Source organism: Limnoglobus roseus, assembly GCF_008254045.1.
GTDB classification, from domain to species: Bacteria; Planctomycetota; Planctomycetia; order Gemmatales; family Gemmataceae; genus Limnoglobus; species Limnoglobus roseus.
Genome location: NZ_CP042425.1, coordinates 6,775,453 through 6,796,388, shown reverse-complemented (window position 1 = coordinate 6,796,388; position 20,936 = coordinate 6,775,453). Strand labels below are relative to the sequence as shown.

At 65.6% G+C, this 20,936-nt stretch carries 26 protein-coding genes, 1 tRNA gene and 2 pseudogenes; 11 read left to right on the top strand and 18 right to left on the bottom strand.

What is annotated here, in order from left to right; translation table 11 throughout:
• Positions 1 to 12: 12 nt before the first annotated feature.
• A complete protein-coding gene (locus PX52LOC_RS28990; protein WP_168219272.1) occupies positions 13 to 741 on the top strand; it encodes an ATP-binding protein in 729 nt (242 codons plus the stop codon).
• 126 nt (positions 742 to 867) lie between these two features.
• Here the strand turns inward: PX52LOC_RS28990 and PX52LOC_RS28985 are convergent, their stop codons facing one another.
• From PX52LOC_RS28985 to PX52LOC_RS42925, 4 genes are all read right to left on the bottom strand, one after another.
• Positions 868 to 1,167 carry a hypothetical protein gene (locus PX52LOC_RS28985; protein ID WP_149113352.1) on the bottom strand — a complete coding sequence of 100 codons (300 nt, stop codon included), beginning with the start codon at positions 1,165 to 1,167 and terminating at the stop codon, positions 868 to 870.
• 36 nt (positions 1,168 to 1,203) lie between these two features.
• Complete coding sequence (locus tag PX52LOC_RS41110) at positions 1,204 to 1,362, bottom strand: hypothetical protein (protein ID WP_168219271.1); 159 nt, start codon at positions 1,360 to 1,362, stop codon at positions 1,204 to 1,206.
• Positions 1,363 to 1,473: 111 nt separating this feature from the next.
• The gene (locus PX52LOC_RS42930) at positions 1,474 to 1,794 is read right to left on the bottom strand and encodes a LuxR C-terminal-related transcriptional regulator (RefSeq protein WP_246173495.1); all 321 of its coding nucleotides are present in this window, start codon (positions 1,792 to 1,794) and stop codon (positions 1,474 to 1,476) included.
• Positions 1,758 to 2,465 (bottom strand): hypothetical protein, encoded by a 708-nt coding sequence (locus tag PX52LOC_RS42925; RefSeq protein ID WP_246173494.1) that lies wholly within the window; start codon positions 2,463 to 2,465, stop codon positions 1,758 to 1,760. The genes PX52LOC_RS42930 and PX52LOC_RS42925 overlap by 37 nt, the downstream gene beginning before the upstream one ends.
• Positions 2,466 to 2,755: 290 nt before the next feature.
• Here PX52LOC_RS42925 and PX52LOC_RS28975 point away from each other — a divergent pair, with 290 nt between their 5' ends.
• Complete coding sequence (locus PX52LOC_RS28975; protein WP_149113350.1) at positions 2,756 to 3,697, top strand: SGNH/GDSL hydrolase family protein; 942 nt, start codon at positions 2,756 to 2,758, stop codon at positions 3,695 to 3,697.
• Positions 3,698 to 3,753: 56 nt separating this feature from the next.
• Here the strand turns inward: PX52LOC_RS28975 and PX52LOC_RS28970 are convergent, their stop codons facing one another.
• Positions 3,754 to 3,951: a hypothetical protein gene (locus PX52LOC_RS28970; RefSeq protein WP_149113349.1), complete on the bottom strand. Its 198-nt coding sequence runs from the start codon at positions 3,949 to 3,951 to the stop codon at positions 3,754 to 3,756.
• Positions 3,952 to 4,115: 164 nt separating this feature from the next.
• Between PX52LOC_RS28970 and PX52LOC_RS28965 the strand changes: the two genes are divergently transcribed.
• From PX52LOC_RS28965 to PX52LOC_RS28950, 4 genes are all read left to right on the top strand, one after another.
• Complete coding sequence (locus PX52LOC_RS28965; RefSeq protein WP_149113348.1) at positions 4,116 to 4,364, top strand: hypothetical protein; 249 nt, start codon at positions 4,116 to 4,118, stop codon at positions 4,362 to 4,364.
• Between the two features lie 71 nt (positions 4,365 to 4,435).
• Complete coding sequence (locus PX52LOC_RS28960; RefSeq protein ID WP_149113347.1) at positions 4,436 to 4,669, top strand: hypothetical protein; 234 nt, start codon at positions 4,436 to 4,438, stop codon at positions 4,667 to 4,669.
• A gap of 79 nt (positions 4,670 to 4,748) precedes the next feature.
• Positions 4,749 to 5,324: a choice-of-anchor C family protein gene (locus tag PX52LOC_RS28955; protein ID WP_168219269.1), complete on the top strand. Its 576-nt coding sequence runs from the start codon at positions 4,749 to 4,751 to the stop codon at positions 5,322 to 5,324.
• A gap of 58 nt (positions 5,325 to 5,382) precedes the next feature.
• On the top strand, positions 5,383 to 6,558 hold the full coding sequence (locus PX52LOC_RS28950; protein ID WP_168219268.1) for a C45 family autoproteolytic acyltransferase/hydolase: 1,176 nt from the start codon (positions 5,383 to 5,385) through the stop codon (positions 6,556 to 6,558).
• An 86-nt stretch (positions 6,559 to 6,644) separates the two neighbouring features.
• Here the strand turns inward: PX52LOC_RS28950 and PX52LOC_RS28945 are convergent, their stop codons facing one another.
• The 5 genes from PX52LOC_RS28945 to PX52LOC_RS28925 all read right to left on the bottom strand — a co-directional run bounded on the left by PX52LOC_RS28945 (position 6,645) and on the right by PX52LOC_RS28925 (position 10,822).
• Positions 6,645 to 7,052, bottom strand: a complete 408-nt coding sequence (locus tag PX52LOC_RS28945; protein WP_149113344.1) for an Ig-like domain-containing protein — start codon at positions 7,050 to 7,052, stop codon at positions 6,645 to 6,647.
• Positions 7,053 to 7,465: 413 nt separating this feature from the next.
• On the bottom strand, positions 7,466 to 8,032 hold the full coding sequence (locus PX52LOC_RS28940) for a hypothetical protein (protein ID WP_149113343.1): 567 nt from the start codon (positions 8,030 to 8,032) through the stop codon (positions 7,466 to 7,468).
• A gap of 19 nt (positions 8,033 to 8,051) precedes the next feature.
• Positions 8,052 to 8,336 carry a hypothetical protein gene (locus tag PX52LOC_RS28935; protein WP_149113342.1) on the bottom strand — a complete coding sequence of 95 codons (285 nt, stop codon included), beginning with the start codon at positions 8,334 to 8,336 and terminating at the stop codon, positions 8,052 to 8,054.
• Between the two features lie 37 nt (positions 8,337 to 8,373).
• Positions 8,374 to 8,721 carry a hypothetical protein gene (locus PX52LOC_RS41770; RefSeq protein WP_178132582.1) on the bottom strand — a complete coding sequence of 116 codons (348 nt, stop codon included), beginning with the start codon at positions 8,719 to 8,721 and terminating at the stop codon, positions 8,374 to 8,376.
• Between the two features lie 388 nt (positions 8,722 to 9,109).
• Entirely contained in the window at positions 9,110 to 10,822 is a 1,713-nt protein-coding gene (locus PX52LOC_RS28925) for an RNA polymerase sigma factor (protein ID WP_168219267.1), read from the bottom strand.
• On the opposite strand from PX52LOC_RS28925, the gene PX52LOC_RS28920 reads away from it, so the two are divergent.
• Positions 10,811 to 11,062: a hypothetical protein gene (locus PX52LOC_RS28920; RefSeq protein ID WP_168219266.1), complete on the top strand. Its 252-nt coding sequence runs from the start codon at positions 10,811 to 10,813 to the stop codon at positions 11,060 to 11,062. The genes PX52LOC_RS28925 and PX52LOC_RS28920 overlap by 12 nt on opposite strands.
• A gap of 281 nt (positions 11,063 to 11,343) precedes the next feature.
• Here PX52LOC_RS28920 and PX52LOC_RS28915 read toward each other — a convergent pair.
• Positions 11,344 to 11,417, bottom strand: a tRNA-Asp gene (locus PX52LOC_RS28915).
• 318 nt (positions 11,418 to 11,735) lie between these two features.
• Here PX52LOC_RS28915 and PX52LOC_RS44150 point away from each other — a divergent pair.
• A pseudogene (locus tag PX52LOC_RS44150) lies at positions 11,736 to 11,906 on the top strand (ISAzo13-like element transposase-related protein); the annotation flags it as partial.
• A gap of 232 nt (positions 11,907 to 12,138) precedes the next feature.
• On the opposite strand, the gene PX52LOC_RS28905 reads toward PX52LOC_RS44150, so the two are convergent.
• Positions 12,139 to 12,882: an FG-GAP repeat domain-containing protein gene (locus PX52LOC_RS28905; protein WP_149113339.1), complete on the bottom strand. Its 744-nt coding sequence runs from the start codon at positions 12,880 to 12,882 to the stop codon at positions 12,139 to 12,141.
• 159 nt (positions 12,883 to 13,041) lie between these two features.
• On the opposite strand from PX52LOC_RS28905, the gene PX52LOC_RS28900 reads away from it, so the two are divergent.
• Complete coding sequence (locus tag PX52LOC_RS28900) at positions 13,042 to 13,719, top strand: FG-GAP repeat domain-containing protein (RefSeq protein ID WP_149113338.1); 678 nt, start codon at positions 13,042 to 13,044, stop codon at positions 13,717 to 13,719.
• Between the two features lie 431 nt (positions 13,720 to 14,150).
• On the opposite strand, the gene PX52LOC_RS28895 is transcribed toward PX52LOC_RS28900, so the two are convergent.
• Both PX52LOC_RS28895 and PX52LOC_RS28890 read right to left on the bottom strand, forming a co-directional pair.
• Complete coding sequence (locus PX52LOC_RS28895) at positions 14,151 to 15,722, bottom strand: AAA family ATPase (protein ID WP_149113337.1); 1,572 nt, start codon at positions 15,720 to 15,722, stop codon at positions 14,151 to 14,153.
• 448 nt (positions 15,723 to 16,170) lie between these two features.
• A complete protein-coding gene (locus tag PX52LOC_RS28890) occupies positions 16,171 to 16,968 on the bottom strand; it encodes a haloacid dehalogenase type II (protein ID WP_149113336.1) in 798 nt (265 codons plus the stop codon).
• A gap of 352 nt (positions 16,969 to 17,320) precedes the next feature.
• On the opposite strand from PX52LOC_RS28890, the gene PX52LOC_RS28885 reads away from it, so the two are divergent.
• Entirely contained in the window at positions 17,321 to 17,521 is a 201-nt protein-coding gene (locus PX52LOC_RS28885) for a hypothetical protein (RefSeq protein ID WP_178132581.1), read from the top strand.
• 30 nt (positions 17,522 to 17,551) lie between these two features.
• Here the strand turns inward: PX52LOC_RS28885 and PX52LOC_RS28880 are convergent, their stop codons facing one another.
• The 4 genes and pseudogenes from PX52LOC_RS28880 to PX52LOC_RS28865 all read right to left on the bottom strand — a co-directional run bounded on the left by PX52LOC_RS28880 (position 17,552) and on the right by PX52LOC_RS28865 (position 19,834).
• Entirely contained in the window at positions 17,552 to 17,788 is a 237-nt protein-coding gene (locus tag PX52LOC_RS28880; RefSeq protein ID WP_149113335.1) for a hypothetical protein, read from the bottom strand.
• Between the two features lie 29 nt (positions 17,789 to 17,817).
• Positions 17,818 to 18,505, bottom strand: a pseudogene (gene surE, locus PX52LOC_RS28875) (5'/3'-nucleotidase SurE).
• Between the two features lie 196 nt (positions 18,506 to 18,701).
• Positions 18,702 to 18,932 carry a hypothetical protein gene (locus PX52LOC_RS28870; protein ID WP_149113334.1) on the bottom strand — a complete coding sequence of 77 codons (231 nt, stop codon included), beginning with the start codon at positions 18,930 to 18,932 and terminating at the stop codon, positions 18,702 to 18,704.
• 248 nt (positions 18,933 to 19,180) lie between these two features.
• A complete protein-coding gene (locus PX52LOC_RS28865; RefSeq protein ID WP_149113333.1) occupies positions 19,181 to 19,834 on the bottom strand; it encodes an HD domain-containing protein in 654 nt (217 codons plus the stop codon).
• 123 nt (positions 19,835 to 19,957) lie between these two features.
• On the opposite strand from PX52LOC_RS28865, the gene PX52LOC_RS28860 reads away from it, so the two are divergent.
• Entirely contained in the window at positions 19,958 to 20,917 is a 960-nt protein-coding gene (locus tag PX52LOC_RS28860; protein WP_149113332.1) for a GlxA family transcriptional regulator, read from the top strand.
• Positions 20,918 to 20,936 lie beyond the last annotated feature (19 nt).

The window sequence follows — 20,936 nt, the reverse complement described above, 5'->3', positions numbered from 1 at the left end:
GACGCCGTCTCGGTGGGATCGGACTCGGCGTGGCCGGGGGCGAAGCCCGGACGGTACGCCCGCCTCTCGGTCGAGGACACCGGGTGCGGGATGCCCGACGACGTGCGGGTGAGGATCTTCGAGCCGTTCTTCACCACGAAAGGGGTCGGCGCGGGGACCGGCCTCGGCCTATCGACCGCCTTCGGCATCGTCGAGCAAAGCGGCGGCCACATCGAAGTGGCGAGCGAACCCGGTCGGGGGACCCGGTTCCACGTCTTCCTCCCGGCGAGCGCGGACGCCCCGGCCGCCGGGGGACGGGTGCCGGCCAAGTCCGTTCTCCCCTCCGGCCGGGAGACGATCCTTCTCGTCGAGGACGAGCGGGCGGTCCGGGACCTGACGGCGATGGTCCTGCGGAAGGCCGGGTACGCCGTCGTCGAAGCGGGCGGGGCGGAGGAAGCGATCCAAGTGCATGCGGCCGCCGTCCCCCCTGTTGACCTTCTGTTGACCGACGTGGTCATGGCGGGGCCGAGCGGGCGGGAACTCGCGGAGGAATTGGGGGGCGTGGCGCCCGGGCTCGACGTCATTTACATGAGCGGGTATCCGGACGACGCGGTGCTGCGGCACGGGCTCACCTCATCGGACGTCGAATTCTTGCACAAGCCGTTCACGCGGGAGGCCCTCCTGCAAAAAGTCCGGGGCGTCCTCGACCGGTCGCGGAACGTCCGCCCGGCGGCCGCCCAAGCCCGGCAGGTCCTGGCCTGAATTCCATTCCGTTGTTCGGCGTTCGACTCAGTCGCCGACGCATGTCGGCCACGGCCCGTTCGCGGCGAGGTCGCCGAACATTGCCCACCGTGTGCGTTTGCTCAAGCTCGTGACTTTCACCCGCCCTCACGATCCACGTCGGAGCGGACTGACGTCGTTTAATCCGATGGCTCGACCCACTCGGTGCGAACCGAGATCTGCCGCCTTGCCGCTGCATCCTGCAGCGTCACGAAGAGTTGTTCTCGTCGGCGGAAGTTGATCGGTGAGACCACGATAGTTCTCGTCGATTTCAGTGTCCGACCCGTTGACGTTCAGGAACAGTTGGTTCGACTTGATGTGCCGCAGCCGCCACAGGTAGCCGTCCAGCCCGAAGAGCATGAAGCAGGGCCGCTGGACGGCGTTGTTGAATCGCGGGCTTCCGGCCACCACAGTCCTCAGGGCAGGGCGAGAAGGGCGGCGTAGCTACCGCTGATCACGGTGACGAGCAGAAAGGCTTTTGAAGGCGAGGAGGAACCCGGCACGTCGGCACTTGCCGGTGGCGCGGAAGTATTCGTCCACCCGCGCTTTGGTCACGCGGTATAAACTCCCGTCCAGCTCCTGCTCGAAGCGCAACGATTCCACCGGCCGATCTCCTGTATCAACCGCCGCGAGAGTGTGATTCCTGCGCACGCCCCGTCGATCAATTTTGGGTGAGACCCCTGCCAACCCGGTGAGGTTCCCTCTGTATGCTCGTCAGGCGTCTCGCTTCGTGCGAAGGAACTGTGCTAACAATTCTGGCCGCGAGTTCACGCCGAAGTGCCGGTAGATGCGCGTCGTGTAGTCGTGAACGGTCGTCTGGCGAAGGCCCAATTGCCGCGCGGCCTGCTTCTCGCTCGCCCCGTCGAGCAGGCACCGCAGCAGTTCGGCCAACCGGGGCGAGAGCCCGTGATGATCGGCGAGTGTCGGGGCGGTCGCCCGCAGGAAGTACGCGATCAACTCCGGCCGCGAGTTGACCTCGAAGTGCCGGTAGACCCGCTTCACGTGGTCGTGCACGGTCGACGGTTGGAGGCCCAACCGCGCGGCCGCTTGCTTCTCACTGTCGCCGTCGAGGAGGCACCGGACGAGACCTCCCGCAGCCGCGGCGAGAGGCCGCGCAAGCTGGGTTGCGTGGTAACGAGGAGCGACCGGCCGAGGTGCGGTTCGAGGATCGCATGGAGGCGAGCGACCAGTTCGGCGTCCCGGGGGGAATAAACCCGGCGTTCGACCGGCCGCATGATGACGGTGTTGTAAACAATGCCGGCGACCGGCACGCAGACCCGCGACAGAAGGCCGTCGTCCAGGCGAAACGGCTTGAGCCGGTCGTTCACGAACGGCGATGTTTCCCACTCGCGGTCCGAGACGAGTTGGCGGCGGGTCCGCGTCAACGACGGCTCGGGCGAGCTCAGGAACCGCGACGACGCCGGGTGTGCGGCGATGTTGGCCGGCACTTTCGACCAGTCGTGAAACCACTTCCGCATCTCGATCGACGGCCAGCCGACTTCCACGCAACTGGCCGCGTACTGGGAGAAGAGATTCAAGACCGGCATCGGTCCGGTCGTCACCGTCATGCCGTTCGTCAGCGTGCGGACGCCTTCCACCAGCCGGGTCTGCCACGCGTCTGTGTCCGTCCCCAATTCCCGGCACTCGGCGACGAGCCGCGCAATCGAATACTCGTCGGCTGCGGTGATACGCTCGGACTTGGCCATTCAACGGTCCCTACCGGCGGTTGCAGGGGTGAACGGCCGAGTATATCAGGTCCGGCGAGGGGGCACCCCCTGCTGTTTAGGGGATTGCGAATTTTCGGGACGTCGTCAAAGTAAGTGCGACCCGGAAGGTCGGTTGGCACACGGCCAGGCAACCGACCGGCGACGTGGCTCGATTTCGGCGTCATCGGTTTCCGTTTTCCTCGCTTCAACACGGAGCCGGGTAACTTCGGCCACCGCGTGCCGAACGGCTCGACCGGTCTCAAGATTTCCTCTTCGAAAGGAGTTGGGTTGTGAAATCGCTGTTCGTTTCGATTTGGGCGTGCCTCGCGACTGCCAGTTTGAGCACGCCGGCGGCCGCCGATCACATCTACCTCGCCCTGGGCGACTCCAGCGCCTTCGGTGAAACCAACCGCACGCACAACCCGTCCGACGGCGACCGCGGCTACGTCCGGCCGTTCGCCGACTACCTGGCCACCCGCGACGGCGGCGTGCGGCCGACGGTCGTGAACCTCGCCATTAACGGCGAGACGTCGAGCAGTTTCTTCACTGGGACCGGCCGCGTGTCGTCCGACGGCCAGGGGTTCAACACCAACTACATTGGCCTGCCCGACCCGTTCCCCCAGTATCAGCAGCTTCTGAATCGGAGTGCCCGGTTCGCCGCGAACGGCGACCAGGTGACGACGATCACCTTCCAGTTCGGGGCGAACAACCTGGACGGGGCGGCGTCGAACCCGGCCTTCCTGCTCCTCCCGCCCGACCAGCAACAGGCGGCCATCCAGGGGATTTTGGGGCAGGTCCAGTCCGACTACGTCAACATCCTCGGCACCGTCCGCAGCCTGTACCCGACCGCCGACCTGTACGCGATCGGCTACCACAACCCGTACAACGGCGACCCGTCGCTGCCGATCTCGGCCCTCGCCGACCCGGCCGTCCGCGGGCTGAACCAGGTGATCGCCGGCGTCGGTTCGGCCTTCGGCGCGAAGTACGTGGACTTCTACTCGGCCATCCACCCGAACGAGGCGTCGTTGACCCTCATCGGCACGATCGGGACCGACCCGGTCAACTACGTCCACCTGAACGACCAGGGGTACGCCGTCGCCTCGCGGGAACTGATCGACACCGCGAGCGTGCCGGCCCCGCCGGCGGTCATCCTGGCCGTGCTCGGACTGCTACCATTCGCCGGCCTGCGAGTGAGGTCCCGGCAAACGTCCGATGTCGCGAAGGTCGCCTGACGCAGACTCCGAGCGGCGGGCCTCGGCCCGCCACGACCCCTGTTCGACTTCTCAACTCACGGAGTTCGACCCGCCATGCGAACTGCGATTCCGAAGCTGCTCGGGTTGGGAACGGCCGTCGTCGTGATCGGCGTCACCGCCGCGTTGAGCCAGGAGACGCCGAAGGCGGAGCCGACCATCCCCGTGAAAGACACCGCGGTCGTGATCCCGCCCGCGACGGCGGTGCCCGGGGTTCGACCCTGGGACGCGGACAAGCGACCGGCCTCCCGCCCGCAGGCGACCCCAGACGATACCGAGTTACGACGACTTCAGATCGCCCCGCTTCGCCCTGGAGTTGCAAGAGTACGATGCGACCCTCGCGTCCAATCCGGCCGCCGGCCTCTTGAGCCGGGAAGTGTGGGTGCAATCGGCGGTTCTCGTGTCGGCCGCGGCCGACGTCTTTCCGCCCGCCGAAGCCGCCGCCTGGTATGCGTGGCGGGTGGCCCTGGCCAAGCGGAGGGAGGAACAGGTTCTCAGCTCGTACAAAGCGGCTCCGGCACCCGAGGCGCGGGCGGCGATCCGCAACCGCCTGGAGGCCGAAATCGAAAGCCTGGAATGGAACCGAACCCGGGTCGCGGCCCGCGACCCGAAGATCATCGAGTTGGCCAACTGGAACTGCAGCGATTAGAGGAAACGGACATCCTGAACAAGAAGCTCATCAACGGAGGGGCTTGGGACACCAACACTCTGTTTAATACCTTGCAATACCATGCGGTTCGCCTCCAAGTCTTCCATGAAATCTACGGCGACTCTCGCGCCTCGGTGGGGGCCTTCGAACGGTTCGTGGCCGACGCCGAGGAACTCGAGACCGTCATCCGGAAGCGGTTCGACGTGGGCACGGTCCGCCAGCAAGACTTAACCCTGACGGCCTCGTACGCCGCCCGGGCCAAGAAAGAACTCGAAGCGTTGAAGTTGCGTGTCGGGGCGAAATAGTTGAGGATCGGAATTCGACCCCGCGGTCGCTGGGTACATGCCGGCGATGGGCACCCGAAACCCGAGTCGGAGATTTTCGATGCGAACGCTTTGCGGCCTGCTCGTGCTCTCGGCGGTCTTCGTGCCGCACGTCCGGTCGGCACCCGTGCCGAAGGCGGCGGAAGTCAACCTGCTCGTCAACGGCGGGTTCGAGGAAGGGCCGGACGTGGACGGCTTCCTCGCCCTCGACGCCGGTTCGGAAGCCGTCAAGGGGTGGGCGGTCACCCGCGGGCAGATCGACTACATCGGGACCCACTGGGTTTCCGGCGAAGGCAGTCGCAGCCTCGACCTGCACGGGTCGCCGGGGTTCGGCGGGGTGAAGCAGTCGTTCCAGACGACGGCCGGCCACAAGTACCGCGTGTCCTTCCTGATGGCCGGCAGTCCGGGGAGTAAGTCGAGCGTCAACACCGTGTGCGTGCGGGCCGCCGGCAAGAAGGAAGCCTTCTCGTTCGACAACGAGGGGAAGACGCACAAGGAGATGGGGTGGGCGAAGAAGTCGTGGGAGTTCGTCGCCACGGAGGCCGAGACGACGTTGGAGATTCACACCCTCGACGACGAGGACAACTTGGCCGGCCCCGCCCTGGACGACGTTCGCGTCGTAGCGGTCAAGAAGTAGTCGCGTGATGGCCGTTCGCGAGCGTTGCCTCAAACCCCGCCCACGCCGGAGGAATGCCGTGACCTTCTGCACCCCTCACGTACGAACTATCGTGCTGCTCCTAGCCCTGGCCACGCCGCCGCGAGCCGCGGAGCCGTTCCGGTTCCCGGAAGCCAAGCAAGGCCCGGGCGAACTGCGGTACGTCGAGGGCGTCCCGGTCCTCACCGTGGCGGGCACGCCGGACGAGATCGGGGCCCAGGTTTACACGCTCGGCGTCAACCCGGCGGCCAAACTGTTGGACTACCCGAAGGACATTCTGAAACAGCAAGTCCCGGTGCAGTTCGTCCGCGATCAAGCATGGGCCGGGCTGCTGAAGAAGGGCGAAGGTTTGCTCGGCAACTTCCCGAAGCACCACCAGGACGAATTCGACGCGATGGTGAAGGCCGGCGGCGACCGGGATCGGCTGTTGGCCGCGAACACGATGTTCGACCTGAAGAACGCCGACCTGAAGGAAATCTTCGGCTGCTCCAGCCTGATCGTCGACGCCGACCGCAGTGCCACCGGCCGGCCGATGTTCGGCCGCAACCTCGACTTCTTCCCGTGCGGCTACCTGCACGACTACGGCCTCGTCACCGTCTACAAGCCGAAGGGGATGCGGCCGTTCCTGACGATCGGCTACCCCGGCTGCGTCGGCAGCTTCTCCGGCATGAACGCCGCCGGCCTGTCGCTGGCCAGCCACGAGGTGTTCAACCCGGCCGTCGCGCGGAAGTTCAACGCCGGCGGCGTGCCGTTCGCGCTGGCCTACCGCCGGGTGCTAGAAGAGTGCGACACCGTCGCCGAGGCGGTGAAGTTGTTGGAGACGATCGAGCGCACCACCAGCACGATGGTCGTCCTGTGCGGCAAGGAGGGCGGCGTGATCGTGGAGGTGTCGCCGGACGCGGTCGCGGTCCGCAAGCCGGTAAACGGCCTGTGCGCCACGACGAACCACTTCACGACGAAGGACTTGGCCACGAAGGGCCAGGCGAACACGTACAAAACGCTCGACCGGCTGGCCCTGCTGTCCGAGGACGGCGGCGGGCAAAAGGTCGGCACGGACGAGTTGCACCGGCGGCTGAAGGCCACCGGCCAGGGCGAGTTGACGCTGCAAACGATGATCTTCGAGCCGGCCGCCGCGAAGTTGCACCTGGCGATGGGCAAAGGCCCGTCCACCGAACTGAAGTTGCGGACGCTGGACGTGAAAGCGTTATTGAAGTAGTCGCGACGGCGAACGGCGACATCGTCCCGGTCAACAGGTCAACGAGACGCCATGGCCGCTCGAGTGTTTGGTTCGGTGATCCGGAACTATTTCTTGGTCTTGAACACCAACAGGTACGGGACTGCCGAGCGGCCATCCGCGTCCTTGAAATTCCCGAACTTTTCGCTGTTCACCCAGACGGCGTAGGTCTTCCCCGCCTCGAGTTTGACGGGCAGCGCACAGGTCCGCTTGTCCGCGAGGTACTTCGGCTTGCCATCCACCTTCGGGTAGCTCTCCTTCGAGAGCGTGACCCACGACCAAGATGCGTCCTCCATGTCCTTACTGAACGTGACCTTGATCTCGGTCAGACTCGCTTCCACGTCACCGGCCCCCGCCTCGGGTACTGTCTTCACGACCACCGGGGGCACGGCGTCGAGGGTGATCTCGTCGGCCCGCGCCGCGGCACCGATGAGCCCACAAGCCAGAGTCGCAAGCATGACCGTTACGCGCCTCATGGTTATTCTCCTAGACCCGCTCACTGAATCGGCTCTGATCCCAATCCACGGACGGGGAAAAGCAGGGTCGATTTGTATCCGCTATGGCAGGGGACATCGGCCCAGGCTACCACCCCTCGGACGTGCCGGCAAACACCAACCCGGATGGCGCGTTGAGACTGGGTAACCGGTCAGGCCGGCCTGTTATCGTTTGCGGGCATTTTCGCGTACTCTCGTTGCTACGACTCCGATGCCATCGCATCGGCTATCGCGTAAGCCCATTTTGAGTAAGCATCCCGCCGGCAATGAGGAGGTGAAACTCAAGGCCCTAAACCTGAAGCGGTACGTCCGGGAGTGAAACCCGGGCACAGCCCCCTCTCCGCCCTGGCGTAGAATTGCCGTTCGCCCGGCAAGGGCCCCGCCAGCAGCGGCTGTCACTTCAGGCCGTTGGTCTCGTCCGCGATGCGCTTGCACATGTCGTCGAGTTTGCGGAGTTCAGAGGCCGCTTCACGCAGCAGCCCCGGCACTTGGTCGTACTTGTTCGCATACAGTTCGGTCGAGCCCAGGTAGGGGTCGCCAGCGAACGCCTCCGAGGTTTTTTTCACCTCCGCGGCTACGCCCGCGACCTTTCGCCCGAGCGCGTCGGCCGAGTCCTTCAGGTCGCGGAGGGCGGGGTGCTTGTCCAGGGGCACCTTGGCCGTGTCCGCGGACAGTTCGTCCAGGACGGCCACCTCCGTTTTGGCGTGGGCGGCCAACTTCTCCAGCGCGGCCTCGGCGGCCTTCATGCCCGCCCGCAGGCGTTCGAACGCGGCCACGAGTTTTTTCCGATCGTCGGAAAACTTGGTGAGCTCTTGGGCCACCGACGGGAGGAGCCGGGCGTCCCCCTTGCCGGCCTTCACGGCCTCAAGGACCTGCTTCCGCTTGACGGCGGCAGCGGCCGCGGCATCGACGACGCGGTCGATGGCGTCGGCCGCCTGGAGGATGTCACCAACGTCGGGCATGGGGGCCTCGGAGGGGCGGTCAGGGCTTGAGCTGGACGACGGCGTCCTTCAGGCGGGCTCGCAGCTTGGCGATGCACACGTCAACGGCCGCGAGGTTCTTCAGGCACGCCTTCTGATGGTCTTTGAACCGCTCCTGGTCCACCAGGCGGAGGGAGGCCGGGGCCGGGGCGGTGAGCTTGGTCTTGAACTGTTCGGCGTGCCGGATCAACTCGTCGATCCGGGTGATCACGGCCCGCAGGGCGTTGCCGTGCTTCTTGTCGGCGTGTTCCCGCAGTTCTTTGACGGTGGCGAATCGCTTGGCCACGGCGGACCTCCGGTCGGGATGAGCTTCAATCTAGCCGTCACACGAGGCGGGTCAAGGTGGCCAGGTCATCGAGGGCCGTTTGCCTCTCGGCACCCCTCGTCAGAGAAAGTGGTAGACTCAGGCCCCGCTTCCCGCTTCCACCCTCCCCCACAAGGGGAGCTGCCGAGCACGCCATCGACGGGCAGCACCCGCGGGCGTGCTGCCCGTCGCCCCGGCATTGGGCGAAGATGTCGGCGTCCTCGCACCCGGCGTCCTGCAAGGCGTCCGCGAGGATGGGCAGGCGGTCGAATGCACGCACTTCGTAAATTGCCTCTGCGAGAGCGACGACGGTCGGCGTGAGCCAGGCGGGTACGAACACCACGTGGCGTAAGGGGTTGAGCAACACCGCGCCCGCCGGAACCGCCCAACGACATCGACCCGCCGGACGACCGCCCGAGCCCGAACCCCGACGACGGCGACTCCTACCGAGCCGTCATCTCCGCCGAAGCCGAAATGGTGGCGAAGGTCGTCGCCGAGGTCCTCAAGGCCAGCTGGTCCGCCGATCCGAATTGCCTCGTCAGGTGGCTCAAGCGGAAGATCGTGTGAATTCCCACAGTCGGGAGAGGGGCATACATTGCGACATCTTCGCAGGCGGCAGTTAGACGGTGACTACATTGATACATCTTGTTCGGGGATGGCCCTCTTCGGGGCGTGCACCCCCTTTGCCCCAAGAGCGGTCTCGCCCGGTCGGCCTTGTCGTGCCGCCACGCCCGAACGTGGGAGATGCTGTCACGCTACGGCTTGGTCTTGGCTTTGATCTTGAACCCGGCCAGCAGTTCGGTCAGCCAGGCGATGTCGGCCGGCGGGCCGTTCACTTCCACGCTATCCGCAAAGCCCGCGAGGACGATCGGGTGCTGCTTTAAGTCGAACTTCCGTTGGAGGGCCTTGTTGACCACTTCGTAGAGTTGCTCCCCCGTGATGCCAAAGTCGGCCGCCGAGAACCGAACCGTCTTACGGTCGCGGAAGCTTTGGAGGTGCTTTCGAACCGTCTCCGTCTCGTCGGCCGTTCGTTCCGCCAAGGTCTTGACGTCGTCCTGTTCACCCGCGATCGGGTCTTCGAGCGGTCGCCTCCCCGGTCCGGCCGCCGCCCGTCTCGCGTCGCGCAGGAGGGCCGACAGGACTTCGACCTCCAGCACCGTGCGGCCGTGCTTCTCGACGGCGGCCGCGAGGTCCGGGCTGGCCTTCAGCTTCGTCTCCAGGGCGGCGGCGAACGTCTCGGCCGGGTTCTTCCGCATCCGTTGGAGGACGACCTCACGAACCGCGGCGACCTCCGGGTTGGGGCTACCGGCCGACTTCCGGGCGGCCGCACCTTCGGTGTCCATGACCGCGAGGAACGCCTCGATCCGCCGCACCGCCGCCGCATTCTTCGGCCGGCGGAACACGTGCGACGGCAGGGCGGCCCCGTTCAGGACGGTCACGTCGGCCTGGCCGAGGTACTGCCAGCCGTCGCCCTCCATCGCCTCCACCAGTTTCTCGAAGTCGGCCGCCTTCATCCCGCTCGGCTTGCCGTTCGTGTCGAAGAACATCGACTGGTAGTGGTACTCCCATTTCGGTGCCTTCTCCTCGGCCACGGCCAAGTCCTTGGCGGCCTGGGCGGCGCGGAACTGGGCCGTCAGTTGCTCGACCTCGCGGACGACCTCCGGACTCTGGGCCTCCGCACTCGCCAACCAGCCGCCAACACTGGCCGTCAGCCCGGCGGCCACCAACACGGCCGCCGCTAGTAGTTTCGTCTTCGTCATCGTCGTGGCTCCTTTCGCCAGTTCGAGAATCGTTGCGGGAATTGCGTCACCCCGGTGGATCAAGTTGATCGCCTTCGCCGCGACCGCTGTCGGGACGGCGGCCGTCGTGAGCGTGATGGCGACGGCGACGGCCGACGCCGGTAGGCCGCGTTTCGCGAGGCGGTCGAGCAGGGTCTGTTTCGCCCGCGTCAGCCGGCCGGACAGGGTGCCGACCTTCCATCCGAGGTGCTTCGCGGCCTCGGATGGCGGGCGGCCTTCGAGGCAGCAGAGGACGAAGGGTACCCGCAGATGGTCGGGCAGTCGGGCCACCTCGTCGTGGACGGCGGCCGCGAGCGCGTCCCACGCCGACGGCGGTACGGGCACGTGGCGGTCCGGGGCGGCCGCGGCTTGCTCCCGCCTCCGCCGGCGGGCGTCGGCCCGCCCGGCCTTGCCCGCCACGCGGCGGGCGACCGTGTGCAGCCACGGGCCGAGGGCGTTCGTGCGAACCCGGCCGGCCGACTGGAGCATCGCGAGGAACGTCGCCTGGAAGGCGTCCTCGGCGTCGGCGTCGACCGGCCGCAGTTGCCGGCAGACGGCCCACACGAGCCGCCCGTACCGGCGGACCAGCGCGGCGAACGCGGCCGGGTCGCCGGACGCCGCGACCCTTCGGAGCAGGACCACGTCGTCGCCGTCCGACCCGTCGGCGACAGCGGCCGCGTGACGCAGCACGGATTGGAGGAGTCGGGTGTTCACAAGCTGTTAGTGCCCACGGAGGACAGTGCCCTACAGGCGACTGATGAGAATTTCTTACGGGCTGTCCTGACGGCCGTGGGCACCGCCCTGTACTTCAACGCCAATGACACGAACGGGTACAGGCTGTGGAAGACGGACGGGACGGCCACCGGCACTGCCCGCCTCTCGACGAGCGACGACTACTACAACGGCGCGGGCACTCGAAGCCTGAGCTGACAAGTCGGTATTCGCACGTTCGGCTGCGGGACTTGGCCAGTGCCGTCAACAAATTCCCGAGCCTATTCCGGGACCGATGGCGGCGGAACTTTCCCTGCCATTGACCGGAACGAATGCCACTGGCGTAGTACCGGGCGTAGTGACAGGAGACATCGGGTCGCATCAGTCTGCACCCAAGTTCACTTTCGGCATCGTTGACGGCGTGGGGGATCCGGGAACAGAAACTCTGAAATGGAAGGGGCCGGTGCTTCTCAGCACCGGCCCGCATCGACTTGCACTAGCGAGGGCGACGGGACTCGAACCCGCAACCACCGGATCGACAGTCCGGTACTCTAACCAATTGAGCTACGCCCCCAACATTGTTTGGGGAGGGTTAGACCCTCCCGCTCTCTCTTCTTATCGTTTAAGAATTCAGCGGCAAGGGTATCCCCCTCGTCGTCGAAAACTTCTTGCCTTAGTCTCCGCAGGCTGTCCGCGGCCCTTGATCGCCAGACCTGTCCGATCACCATCGGCCGCCTACTTCGGGCCAACTGGTGAGAGCTGCGGGAGCACTACAAGCCGCTGACCACCGGGAAGGGGCACGCTAACCGAAATGCACAGTTCGAGTACATCGCCAGGGCAGTGAAGCCACTGACTAGCATCGACGCAAAGAAGCGATGGGCGGGTTGGGAATTTCAAGAACCCGGGCCGCCGGTGGTCCCGGACGGCGACCGACGCGAAAGTCCACGACGTCCCGACGGACGCTGTCGCCCGGGTCGTACCGTACGGAGTCTACGACCCGGAATTGAACCTCGGGCACGTGTGCGGTCGGCACGATTGGGAATACCGCCGACTCGGCGGCTGATGCCGCCCTAGACTGGTGGCGGCAGAAGGACAGCGGCAGTCCGCCTCCTGAACGGGAGGTCAAAGGCGACCGCAAACGGCATACCAGTGGCTGTTGTCATGCCTTGGTTGGATAGTAGGTCGGCTCATCGTTAGAGGTATTGTTCCCCGTCTGGAACGGACCAGGGCGGGGAAGAGTCGGCGACCGCGGTTAAACATCCTCTGTGTCGTTGGCCCGTGTGTACCCATTCCGATCAGCCGACAAATACTCCGCCGGTGAAGTCGGGGACGGCGTCGAAATCCTGGTCCGGGGTCGATGAGCCGGCCTTCAGTGTTGCCCCGCGGTAAGTCGTCACCCGGCTGCCACCACCGCTTCCGGCCCCGGTCACGACGTCCGCGAACGGATCGCCGTCGAGATCCTTCGCCGCGACTCGCACTCCGTCCCGGTTGGACGTGTCCCCGGCGAAGAAATTCGCGACCGGGCTGCTGATCGCGGCATCCGCCCCCGCCCCGAGCAACCTTCGCCCGGAAATTACCAGCACCCGCGGGCCGCCGCCGGGGCCGGCCCCGCCGATGATGTCGCCGTCCATGTCCCCGACTGCGACGTAAGCCACGTTCAGCAAGGTCGCTTCGAACAGGAAGAAGTCGCCGACCGGGTGAACCTGCTTGCCCTGGGCCAATGCCGCCCCGTCGTACACCGAGATGCGCGGCCCCCCCCCGAAACCGGCAGATACCACGAGATCGGCGATCCCGTCGCCGTTGATGTCCCCGGCCGTGGCCCGCGCGCCGCCGCAGAAGTCCGGGTCGTTGATGCCGAAGAAGTTGGCGATCCGGGCGAAGTCGCCGCCCCGGTAGACCTCGACCCGCGGCCCGCCGGACAGGTCCGGCGTCACCACCAGGTCGGCCATCCCGTCGCCGGTGAAGTCGCCGGCCGCGACGAACACACCACCGGTGAAGTCTTCGAACGGCGTGATGTCGAACAGCATCGCCGCGGTCACGGGCGTCGAACACCCAGACGCGGGCGACGATCAGAGGCTGGTCCCGACGAGATGTCGGTCGCCCGGCCGGTGACCGCTTGAACCCGGTCCCACGGGGGTCGATTTGATCCGGCCCTTCATGAACGACGGCGGGGCGTTTACGGCCGTACGACCGGGGACTTGAACGGCGACGGCGTCCCCGATTTGGTCGTTACCCCGGACGAGGGGGGCGGACCGCGGGTGTTGATCTACGACGGGGCCGGCTTCGCCGCCCGGGCGAACTTCTTCGGCATCGACGACGAGAGTTTCCGGGGCGGCGCGCGGGCGGCCGTCGGGGACGTCAACGGCGACGGCCGGGCGGACCTGATTGTGGCGGCCGGGTTCGGCGGCGGCCCGCGGATCGCCGGGTTCAACGGCCTCACGGTCATGACCGGCCGTGCGCCGGAGAAACTGTTCAACGATTTCTTCGTGTTCGAACAGTCGCTCCGCAACGGTGCGTTCGTGACAGTCGGCGATCTGGACGGCGACGGATTTGCGGACCTGATCGCTGGCGGCGGGCCGGGCGGTGGCCCCCGCGTCCTGGCCCTGTCCGGGGCGGACCTGGCTGCCGGCCGGGTTGACGCCCCCAAAGTCCTCTTCAACGACTTCCTCGGCGACCCAGCCGACCGAGGCGGGGTGCGGGTCGCCGTGAAGGACTTGGACGGTGACACTCAAGCCGATCTGATCGCCGGCGACGGCAGTGGGGCTGGCAACCGTGTGGTGGCGTACCGCGGCCAGGCACTCTTGTCCGGTTCACTGAAGTCCTCTTTCGAACTCGATCCGTTCGGCGATTTCCGAGGGGGAGTCTTCGTTGGGTAGGCCCTCACTCGCTGATCGCGATGACCGCGACACCTCAGATGCTGATCACCTCTGACCCCTCGTGCATCAGCATCGGTACACGTACCGACCCGTCCGAACGCTGCCCACGCGGCCGGGGAGCGCGGGCCGAGGTGCGACCCGTTCCGCGGATTGCTCCAGTCCGATGAGTTGGACTGGCTCTCTCTGTGAGCCTCTTCGAGGGGCTGCCGACAGGCGATTCCGTCCTATGGCGAGCGCGGGAAACCGGGGCATAAGCTCCCCTGCCTACGGGGCAGGGAGCTGTCTGCGGCAACGCTCCTATGGCGGGCGTGAGCCCAGGCCCTACCTCGAGATGGACAGGGTCAAGGGGATGAACACCGACTTGAGTTGGGCGTCGTCGTCGGTCTCATCGACGCAGGCGGGCCGGGAGGGCGCTGCCGCCGAAGCAGCCGCTACGCCCGGTTCCCGGTTTCGAGTTCCGCCCCTTGGTCCCGGCTCTCGGCCTTCGGCCGTACGGCTTCGCCCGACCCGCCGGCGTTGGGGTGCTCGGCCTGCCAGAGCAGGTCGAGGGCGAGCTGCGCACACCGTTCCTGGAACTGGGCCGGCGTTTCCTTCCGGTTCGGCTCGCGGTCGATCATTCGGGAGATCTGCCAGAAGCCGACATCGCTGTCGAAGAAGATCCGCCGGGCGAGCTTCCGCTTGTCCGCATCGTCCATGTGCCCCAGCTCGATCGCCTTGTCGATCCGCCCCGGCCGCGTCGAGATGAACTCGACCGTTCCGTCCGCCGCTTTCCGCGGCTGGCCGAGGGCTGGGTCGAGTTTCTCGATGTGGTTCGTCGTGATGACGGTGAAGATGCCGTTGCTCTTCTCCACGCCGTCGAGGCAGTTCAGCAGGCAGTCGAAGCTCAACCGCCCGGTGTTCAGCACGGACGACTGGTTGTTGGCGGCCCCCGCAGTCGCGCTGTTCGCCCCACCGTTGCCGGCCGCCGAGGCCGTGATTAGGTCGCTCAACTTCGGCTTGCCGTACACGTTCTCCCGGCCGTGGAACACGTTGTCGAAGTCCTCGAACAGAGCGATGCACGGGACGTGGGCCTGCATCTCGGCCCACGACTGCTCCAAATCCTCGTTGAGCATCTGGCCGAGGGAGTAGACGAACAGCGGCATGTCCAGGTCTTCGGCGATGGCGCGGGTGATGGCGCTCTTACCGGTCCCCGGCGGGCCGTAGAGCACCCAGCCACGCTTCCACGGGATGTCCCGCTGCAGGTACCAGTCGCGGAGCCGACGCCACATCTCGACCTCGCGGAGGAGCTTGCGGATCGGGTCCGGGAAGTACAGCTTGTCCGTGGACCGGCCCGGCGACAGCGGCGACGCCCCCTTGCCGAGCTGGTCCGCCGTGTGTGCGAGGAGCCGGTACAGCCCCTCCTGATACCACGCCAGGCTCGTCCCGGCCGAGTACTTTTGCAGGCCCTGCTGCGTGGCGTCCGGGATGCGCTTGATGAAGAATCGCTTCTGGGCGGACACGCCGTTCGACCAGTACAGGTGGTTCCGCGACGCCGACGCCTCGCGGACGATCGCCTCGACGTTAATGGTGCCGCGGACGAACGCGAGACTCGCTTTCATGTTCGCCTTCGGTTTGCCACCCCAGTAGATGACGGACTTCTCTTCGGTCTTCTCGGCGGCGACGTTGAACCACAGCGGCGCTCGGCGGACCCAGAACAAGATGCGGTGGCCGCCGAAGAACTCGAACGGGACGTGCCCGAACTTGCCGTCGCGGAACGACTCGTGCTTGCCGCCGAACGTTCGCTCGCCGAGGGCGGATCGCTTGTACGTGCGGATGAGGTGGGCGAGTACGGCCTGGGCCGTGGCCTCGTCTTGGAGGTGGACCTGGGTGACAACGAGCCGGAAGAGGCTGTTGACGAACCCCTTAATGGTGGACCACCCGCGGAGGACCATGCCGAGGACGGTCCCGAGGATGGCGAAGCCGGCGAGGAACGGTGCAATGGATTCGAGTTTGAGTTCGTTCATCAGTTCCTTGTGCCCGGACGGGGGCGAGAACCCGCTCGGAACGGCCGAACGGACGTCTCCGGCAGTGCGGGTGGGAGGAGGAGGGGGATTCGGATGGACAGGTTCGCCGAAAAATTGCGGCCAATCCTCGAACGAGACGCGGTTCAACGCCCGGCGGGCAGTATCGACCTCAAGCAAAGCCTCGTGCCCGTCCGGAGGCAGGGGCGGCAGGCCGTGGATCGCGTCGTAGCAGACCTGGCGGGCGATCTCGGCCTACATAACATCCGCCGGCCGGTCAGCCGTCGCCTCGGCCACAAACAGTGTCATCGGCGGGACTTCCGATCGGGCCGCCAGCCGCCTCGCCACCAACCGGTCCCACCGCCCGCGGGTCCTCACGCCCCGCCCTCAGCCCCCAAGGACAGGTCGCACATCTCTTCCGTTGGGTCAACAACTTCCTGCAATGCCCCAGTCAAGGACTGCCGAGGACGAACTTCACCAACCCTTCCATGTCGTTTGAGGTCGCATCCGGCTTCACATCCATCTCTTCGGCGGGCAGGTTGAAGCGGTTCACCCAGTACGTGGTGTACCCGAAGCTCTTTGCTCCGTAGGCGTCCCAGCCCCCAAACGCAGCGAACACGATCTCCTCCTTCTTGAGCTTCAGGTGTTCCATCCCCAGTACGTAGGCTTTCGGATCGGGCTTGTACGTCTTGTTCACTTCGGTGCTCAGCAGCTCGTCGAACAGATCCGTGATCTTCGCGTGGTCGGCGTTGGCCTTCAGCATCTTGGGGCTGAAGTTGGCGATGGTGATGATCTTCACCCCGGCCGCCCGGAGCTTGCGAAGCGACTCGGCGGTGTCCGGCCACGGTTCGAGATTCAGGTAAGCGTCCAGCAGGCTCGCTCGCTTTTCGGCGGTGAGGTCGAGCTTCATGGCGTTGGCGGTGTAGACCAGCGCGTCCTCGGTGACTTTGAAGAAGTCGGAGTGTCGGTTAACGATGGACCGCAGGTAGCCGTACTCGAACTGTTTGCTCCGCCACGCCTTGGTGAACTCGGCTCCTTTTCCCGGAAACGCTTTCTCTACCGCCGGGACGACGGAGTTCGCGTTGAAGATGACGAAGTAGTCGAAGGCAACTGCTTTGAACCGGGGTGATTTCCCCTCGGGTTGGTTCCCTCCCGGCTGCTCCGGCTTCTGGCTGCACCCGACGAGAGCGGCCAGCGATAGGAGCAAGCCGCCAAGTAGCGGCTTTCGGAGTGAGTTGAGCGTAACCATGATTCTTCCTTTCTTTGCCAGGCACAGGGGTAGATACCGGGCTTGGCCTCTGAATATTCCCGAAAGTGTCGGTGTGGACTATTCTCAGCAACGGTCAGTTCAATGAGAAGAAGGGTGCCGTGATCGGCACCCGAGGGGCATCGCGATTTATTAGCGAGTTGCAAGCACGGCCTCCCCGAAGGTCCAGATGGAGATTACGAGCAGAGCAACGTCTTTGATAAGGAACTGACCGAGCACGCTGGCGGAGTTCAAAGGGATGCCGCAGGCCGAGATCGCTGTCCAGGTGGGGTTGAGCCGCAACGCTATACAAGCTGGGTGCTCTCGGGCCTCCTCATCATCGACTTCCTGCCCAGTGCCTTCTTCAAGATCGCGCGACCCGAGGGGTTCATCGAGGTGGTCGAAGACGTACCCAGCGAACACGGCCCTGCCGCTGGGGCTGATCGAGCTGACGACGTTCCTGCTCTACTTCATCCCCAAGAGCCGCTACCTCGGCGACCTGCGGATCGGTTCTTCTGTCAAGAGGGGCCGCGGCGAGTCGCTGAGGGCGTCGTGACCCGGATCACCGGACTGTCCGACAGCTAAGTCACGCTTGGTCCGGCTGGAAGCAACGGCGGATCTGCTGCCGGACTTCTTCCCGTCGTCCCGGGTGCAGCCCCAGATAGTCCTCCAACGGAACCAACTCACCGTCCGCTTCGACTACCCACTCGGGAAGTGCGCCGGACAGGTCGACTGCGAGGTAGTGTCGGTCCTTGCTGTCCCACTGGAAGTAAATCTCCCCGATGCGGATGAGGTGCTGGTGCTGCGGAGTGTCCCTCGGCATAGCGTCCTTCGTGCGATGAGTCGAACCTGTCAGAGCAACTTGACTGTAGTAACCGCAATCCGTCCACCGAAGCAGACATCGATGTCGGCACCATTCGTTCGCGCACGGGTGTGGTAGTCGCCGTCATAGTGCATCCCGCCGTCGCCCTCGTGCCGGTAGCTGAGCGGCAGTGGGTTCGGGTCAAGCGGACAGAACACCACCTCCGGGTCGGATTCATCCGGCCGCAGGTGCGGGAGGTTCACGTTATAGAAGCTCCCCGGCGCCGGCGGCCGGGCGAGCAATTCGGCCAAGACGCGAGCCGCCCATTGACCCGCCCGCGGCCAGTCGAACTCCATGCCCCGCTTCCGTGTAGTGGGATAGGTCGATCCCGGTCCAGCCGTGGAGAACCGCCTCGCGGACCGCGGCCACGGTGCCGGAGTAGTAGACATCGGCGCCGAGGTTGCCCCCGTGGTTGATGCCGGACAGGACCATCCCGGAGTCCGGGCACAGGCGATGCAGGCCGACCCGGATGCAATCGGCCGGGGTACCGTGAACGGCGTACTCTCTGCCGCGCGTACCGATTCGGACCGGGGCGTCGGTGGTAACTGCGTGGCTGACGCCCGACTGCGGGCCGACCGGGGCAACAATCACCGGCTCGCCCAAACCGTGAACCGCGGTGAGGAGGGTCCGAAGACCATCGGCGTCGATGCCGTCGTCATTCGTCAGGAGTAGTTTCATCCGGTCACTATAGCCACCCGACGAAGGCCGCCCGCGTGGACCTCGGCAGAGGCGGGCGTAGAATAAGGCCATCTTCCTTCGGCCTGAAACACGCGCAGGGCTTCACCCAACTCTGGCCGAGCATCCTCACCGTCACCGCGATGCTGGTCAGCCTCAGATTTCAGCAACCCACTCGGCCTCAGGTATGCTAAGGAACCTATTCGGCGTAAGGTTCGATCTCGGTGCAGGAGATGACCCGCTCGTTGTCGTTGAAGTAAACCATTACTTCCGTCCCATCACCGTCCCGACCGGCAAACATCCAATTCTTCCCCTTCTTGAAGTCGATGCGGACGGCCCGATTGACGCTCTCGCCCTGCACGACCGACGGGCTCAGGGCCGCGTTAGGGAACTTGGCCCGCAGCTCTGCGACGGCCTCCTGAAACCTCATTGATCACTCCTTCAAGAAGAATTCTTTGATCGAAGAAAGAAAGTTAGAACCCACCCCGCTAGCCGTCAAACCCGTTAGGTCTTAATTTCCTTCGACCATTGGGCTCGAATCTTTTCATGAAAAGAACGGGAGTACCTTGGGCCGGACTCGAATCCGGCCAGGAGTTTCGACGGTCCTTAACTACGCCATCCACACCATTCCCACACCAGGCGATGCGAACTCTTACCGCTTGCACCGCCTGCTGCCGTTCAATTCGCCCACGCGGATTCGAGGATCACGCTACAGAAGTTACCGCGCCGGAAGGTCGGATCTTTCTTGGCCAGGACGTCCGCCTTCACGTTCCCGAACGTCGTCTCGGGCTTGTGCTTGATCCCCTGGTAGAACGCCTCAATGATGTCCGCCTTGAAGTGGTCCTCCCGCGGGTGCGCCCGCACCACGGCTATCCGCTCGGCGTCGGTGTACTCGGCGTAGGTCAGCCCGAGTACGTCCATCTCCACGCCGGCCGTCACCAGCGCGACGACCGGGTGCATGTGCTTGGGGATACCGGGCGTGGTGTGCAGGGCGATCGCCGTCCACACCGCGTCGATGTCCTGCGGCGTGATACCTTGACCGCGGAGGAAGTCGCGGGCGGCGTTCGCCCCGTCCACCTCGAACCGCTCGTCCGGGCTGCTGTGGGCCGGAACTAGGCCGAGGTCGTGGAACATCGCCCCGGCGTAAAGCAACTCGCGGTCGAACGCCAGCCCTCGGCGTTTCCCGGCGAGCGCGCCGAAATAGTACACGCGGCTGGAGTGGTGGAAGAGCAGGGGGGGCGTCGCCTCGCGGACGAACGCGGTGATGTCTCGGGCGAGCTTGCTGTCGGGGATCGTGACGTCGGCGATGCGATTCGGGGATTCGGTCGTCATGGCATACCTCGAAGGAAAGGAACAGGCTCTCGTTGACAAAGGATACCGGCCTGCGATCATGTCTTTAAGTGCCGTATTGCGTTGATTTCGGCCATTTCACGTCGAACACGGACGCCGGACCACATGGCGACGAAAACCATCGCCCTCTTCGCCCCGCCCGGAGTGCAACTGACGGACGTGTCGGGGCCGCTCGACGTGTTCGCCGAGGCCAACGCCCAGACGGGCCGAGATGTCTACCGCCTGGAAGTGATCGGCACGGTTCCAGGTCCGATCCGCAGTTCATCGGGCGTGAGGCTACTCGCTGACCGCACCATCGGAACATCAGGATCCTCGCACACGCTGCTCGTCGCCGGTGCTCCGAACCTACCCGACCTCAAACCGGCGGCAGGGTTGGTGGACTGGCTTCGGGCCGAAGCCAAGCGGTCACGTCGTTACGGCTCGGTGTGCAGTGGGGCCTTCCTGCTGGCCGCGACGGGCCTGCTCGCCGAACGGCGGGTCACGACCCACTGGGCGGTCGCGGATCGGCTCGCGCGGGAATACCCGACGCTCGCGGTCGAGAAGGACGCGCTCTACGTCAGGGACGGCCCCGTTCGCACGGCGGCTGGTGTCACGGCGGGGATGGACCTGTCGATTGCACTGGTTGAGGAAGACCTCGGCAAGGACGTGGCGATGAGGGTTGCCGCTCAACTCGTGATGTTCTTCCGGCGGCCGGGCGGCCAACTCCAGTTCAGTCGCGACGGCGTCACGGCTCCGGCGGGCCGGTCCGCCCTTCAGGAGTTGCAGCGGTATGTCGCGGCCCACCCGGCCGAGGGTCATGCGGTACCGCAGTTGGCGGCGCGGGTCGGGCTGAGCACGCGGCACTTTGCTCGTCTGTTCGCGTCCGAGGTCGGCGTGACGCCCGCGACGTGGGTGGAAGTCGCCCGCGTGGAGGCGGCGAGAGGAATGCTGGAAGCGGCCGACGGCGTCCCCAAGGTCGTGGCCCAGCGGTGCGGGTTCGCCGACGTGGACGTGCTCCGCCGGGCATTCCAGAGGCACGTCGGCGTGACCCCGGCCGAGTACCGGCGACGGTTCCGCAGAGAATAATTGGGAGTGACGCAGGGCG

Bases quoted from the DNA above. Each gene is read 5' to 3' on its own strand.
- PX52LOC_RS42925 (WP_246173494.1), bottom strand. From the start codon at position 2,465: ATGGCCAAGTCCGAGCGTATCACCGCAGCCGACGAGTATTCGATTGCG.
- PX52LOC_RS28955 (WP_168219269.1), top strand. From the start codon at position 4,749: ATGCGAACGCTTTGCGGCCTGCTCGTGCTCTCGGCGGTCTTCGTGCCG.
- PX52LOC_RS28945 (WP_149113344.1), bottom strand. From the start codon at position 7,052: ATGAGGCGCGTAACGGTCATGCTTGCGACTCTGGCTTGTGGGCTCATC.
- PX52LOC_RS28940 (WP_149113343.1), bottom strand. From the start codon at position 8,032: ATGCCCGACGTTGGTGACATCCTCCAGGCGGCCGACGCCATCGACCGC.
- PX52LOC_RS28895 (WP_149113337.1), bottom strand. From the start codon at position 15,722: ATGAACGAACTCAAACTCGAATCCATTGCACCGTTCCTCGCCGGCTTC.
- PX52LOC_RS28890 (WP_149113336.1), bottom strand. From the start codon at position 16,968: ATGGTTACGCTCAACTCACTCCGAAAGCCGCTACTTGGCGGCTTGCTC.
- PX52LOC_RS28880 (WP_149113335.1), bottom strand. From the start codon at position 17,788: ATGCCGAGGGACACTCCGCAGCACCAGCACCTCATCCGCATCGGGGAG.
- PX52LOC_RS28870 (WP_149113334.1), bottom strand. From the start codon at position 18,932: ATGAGGTTTCAGGAGGCCGTCGCAGAGCTGCGGGCCAAGTTCCCTAAC.
- PX52LOC_RS28865 (WP_149113333.1), bottom strand. From the start codon at position 19,834: ATGACGACCGAATCCCCGAATCGCATCGCCGACGTCACGATCCCCGAC.
- PX52LOC_RS28860 (WP_149113332.1), top strand. From the start codon at position 19,958: ATGGCGACGAAAACCATCGCCCTCTTCGCCCCGCCCGGAGTGCAACTG.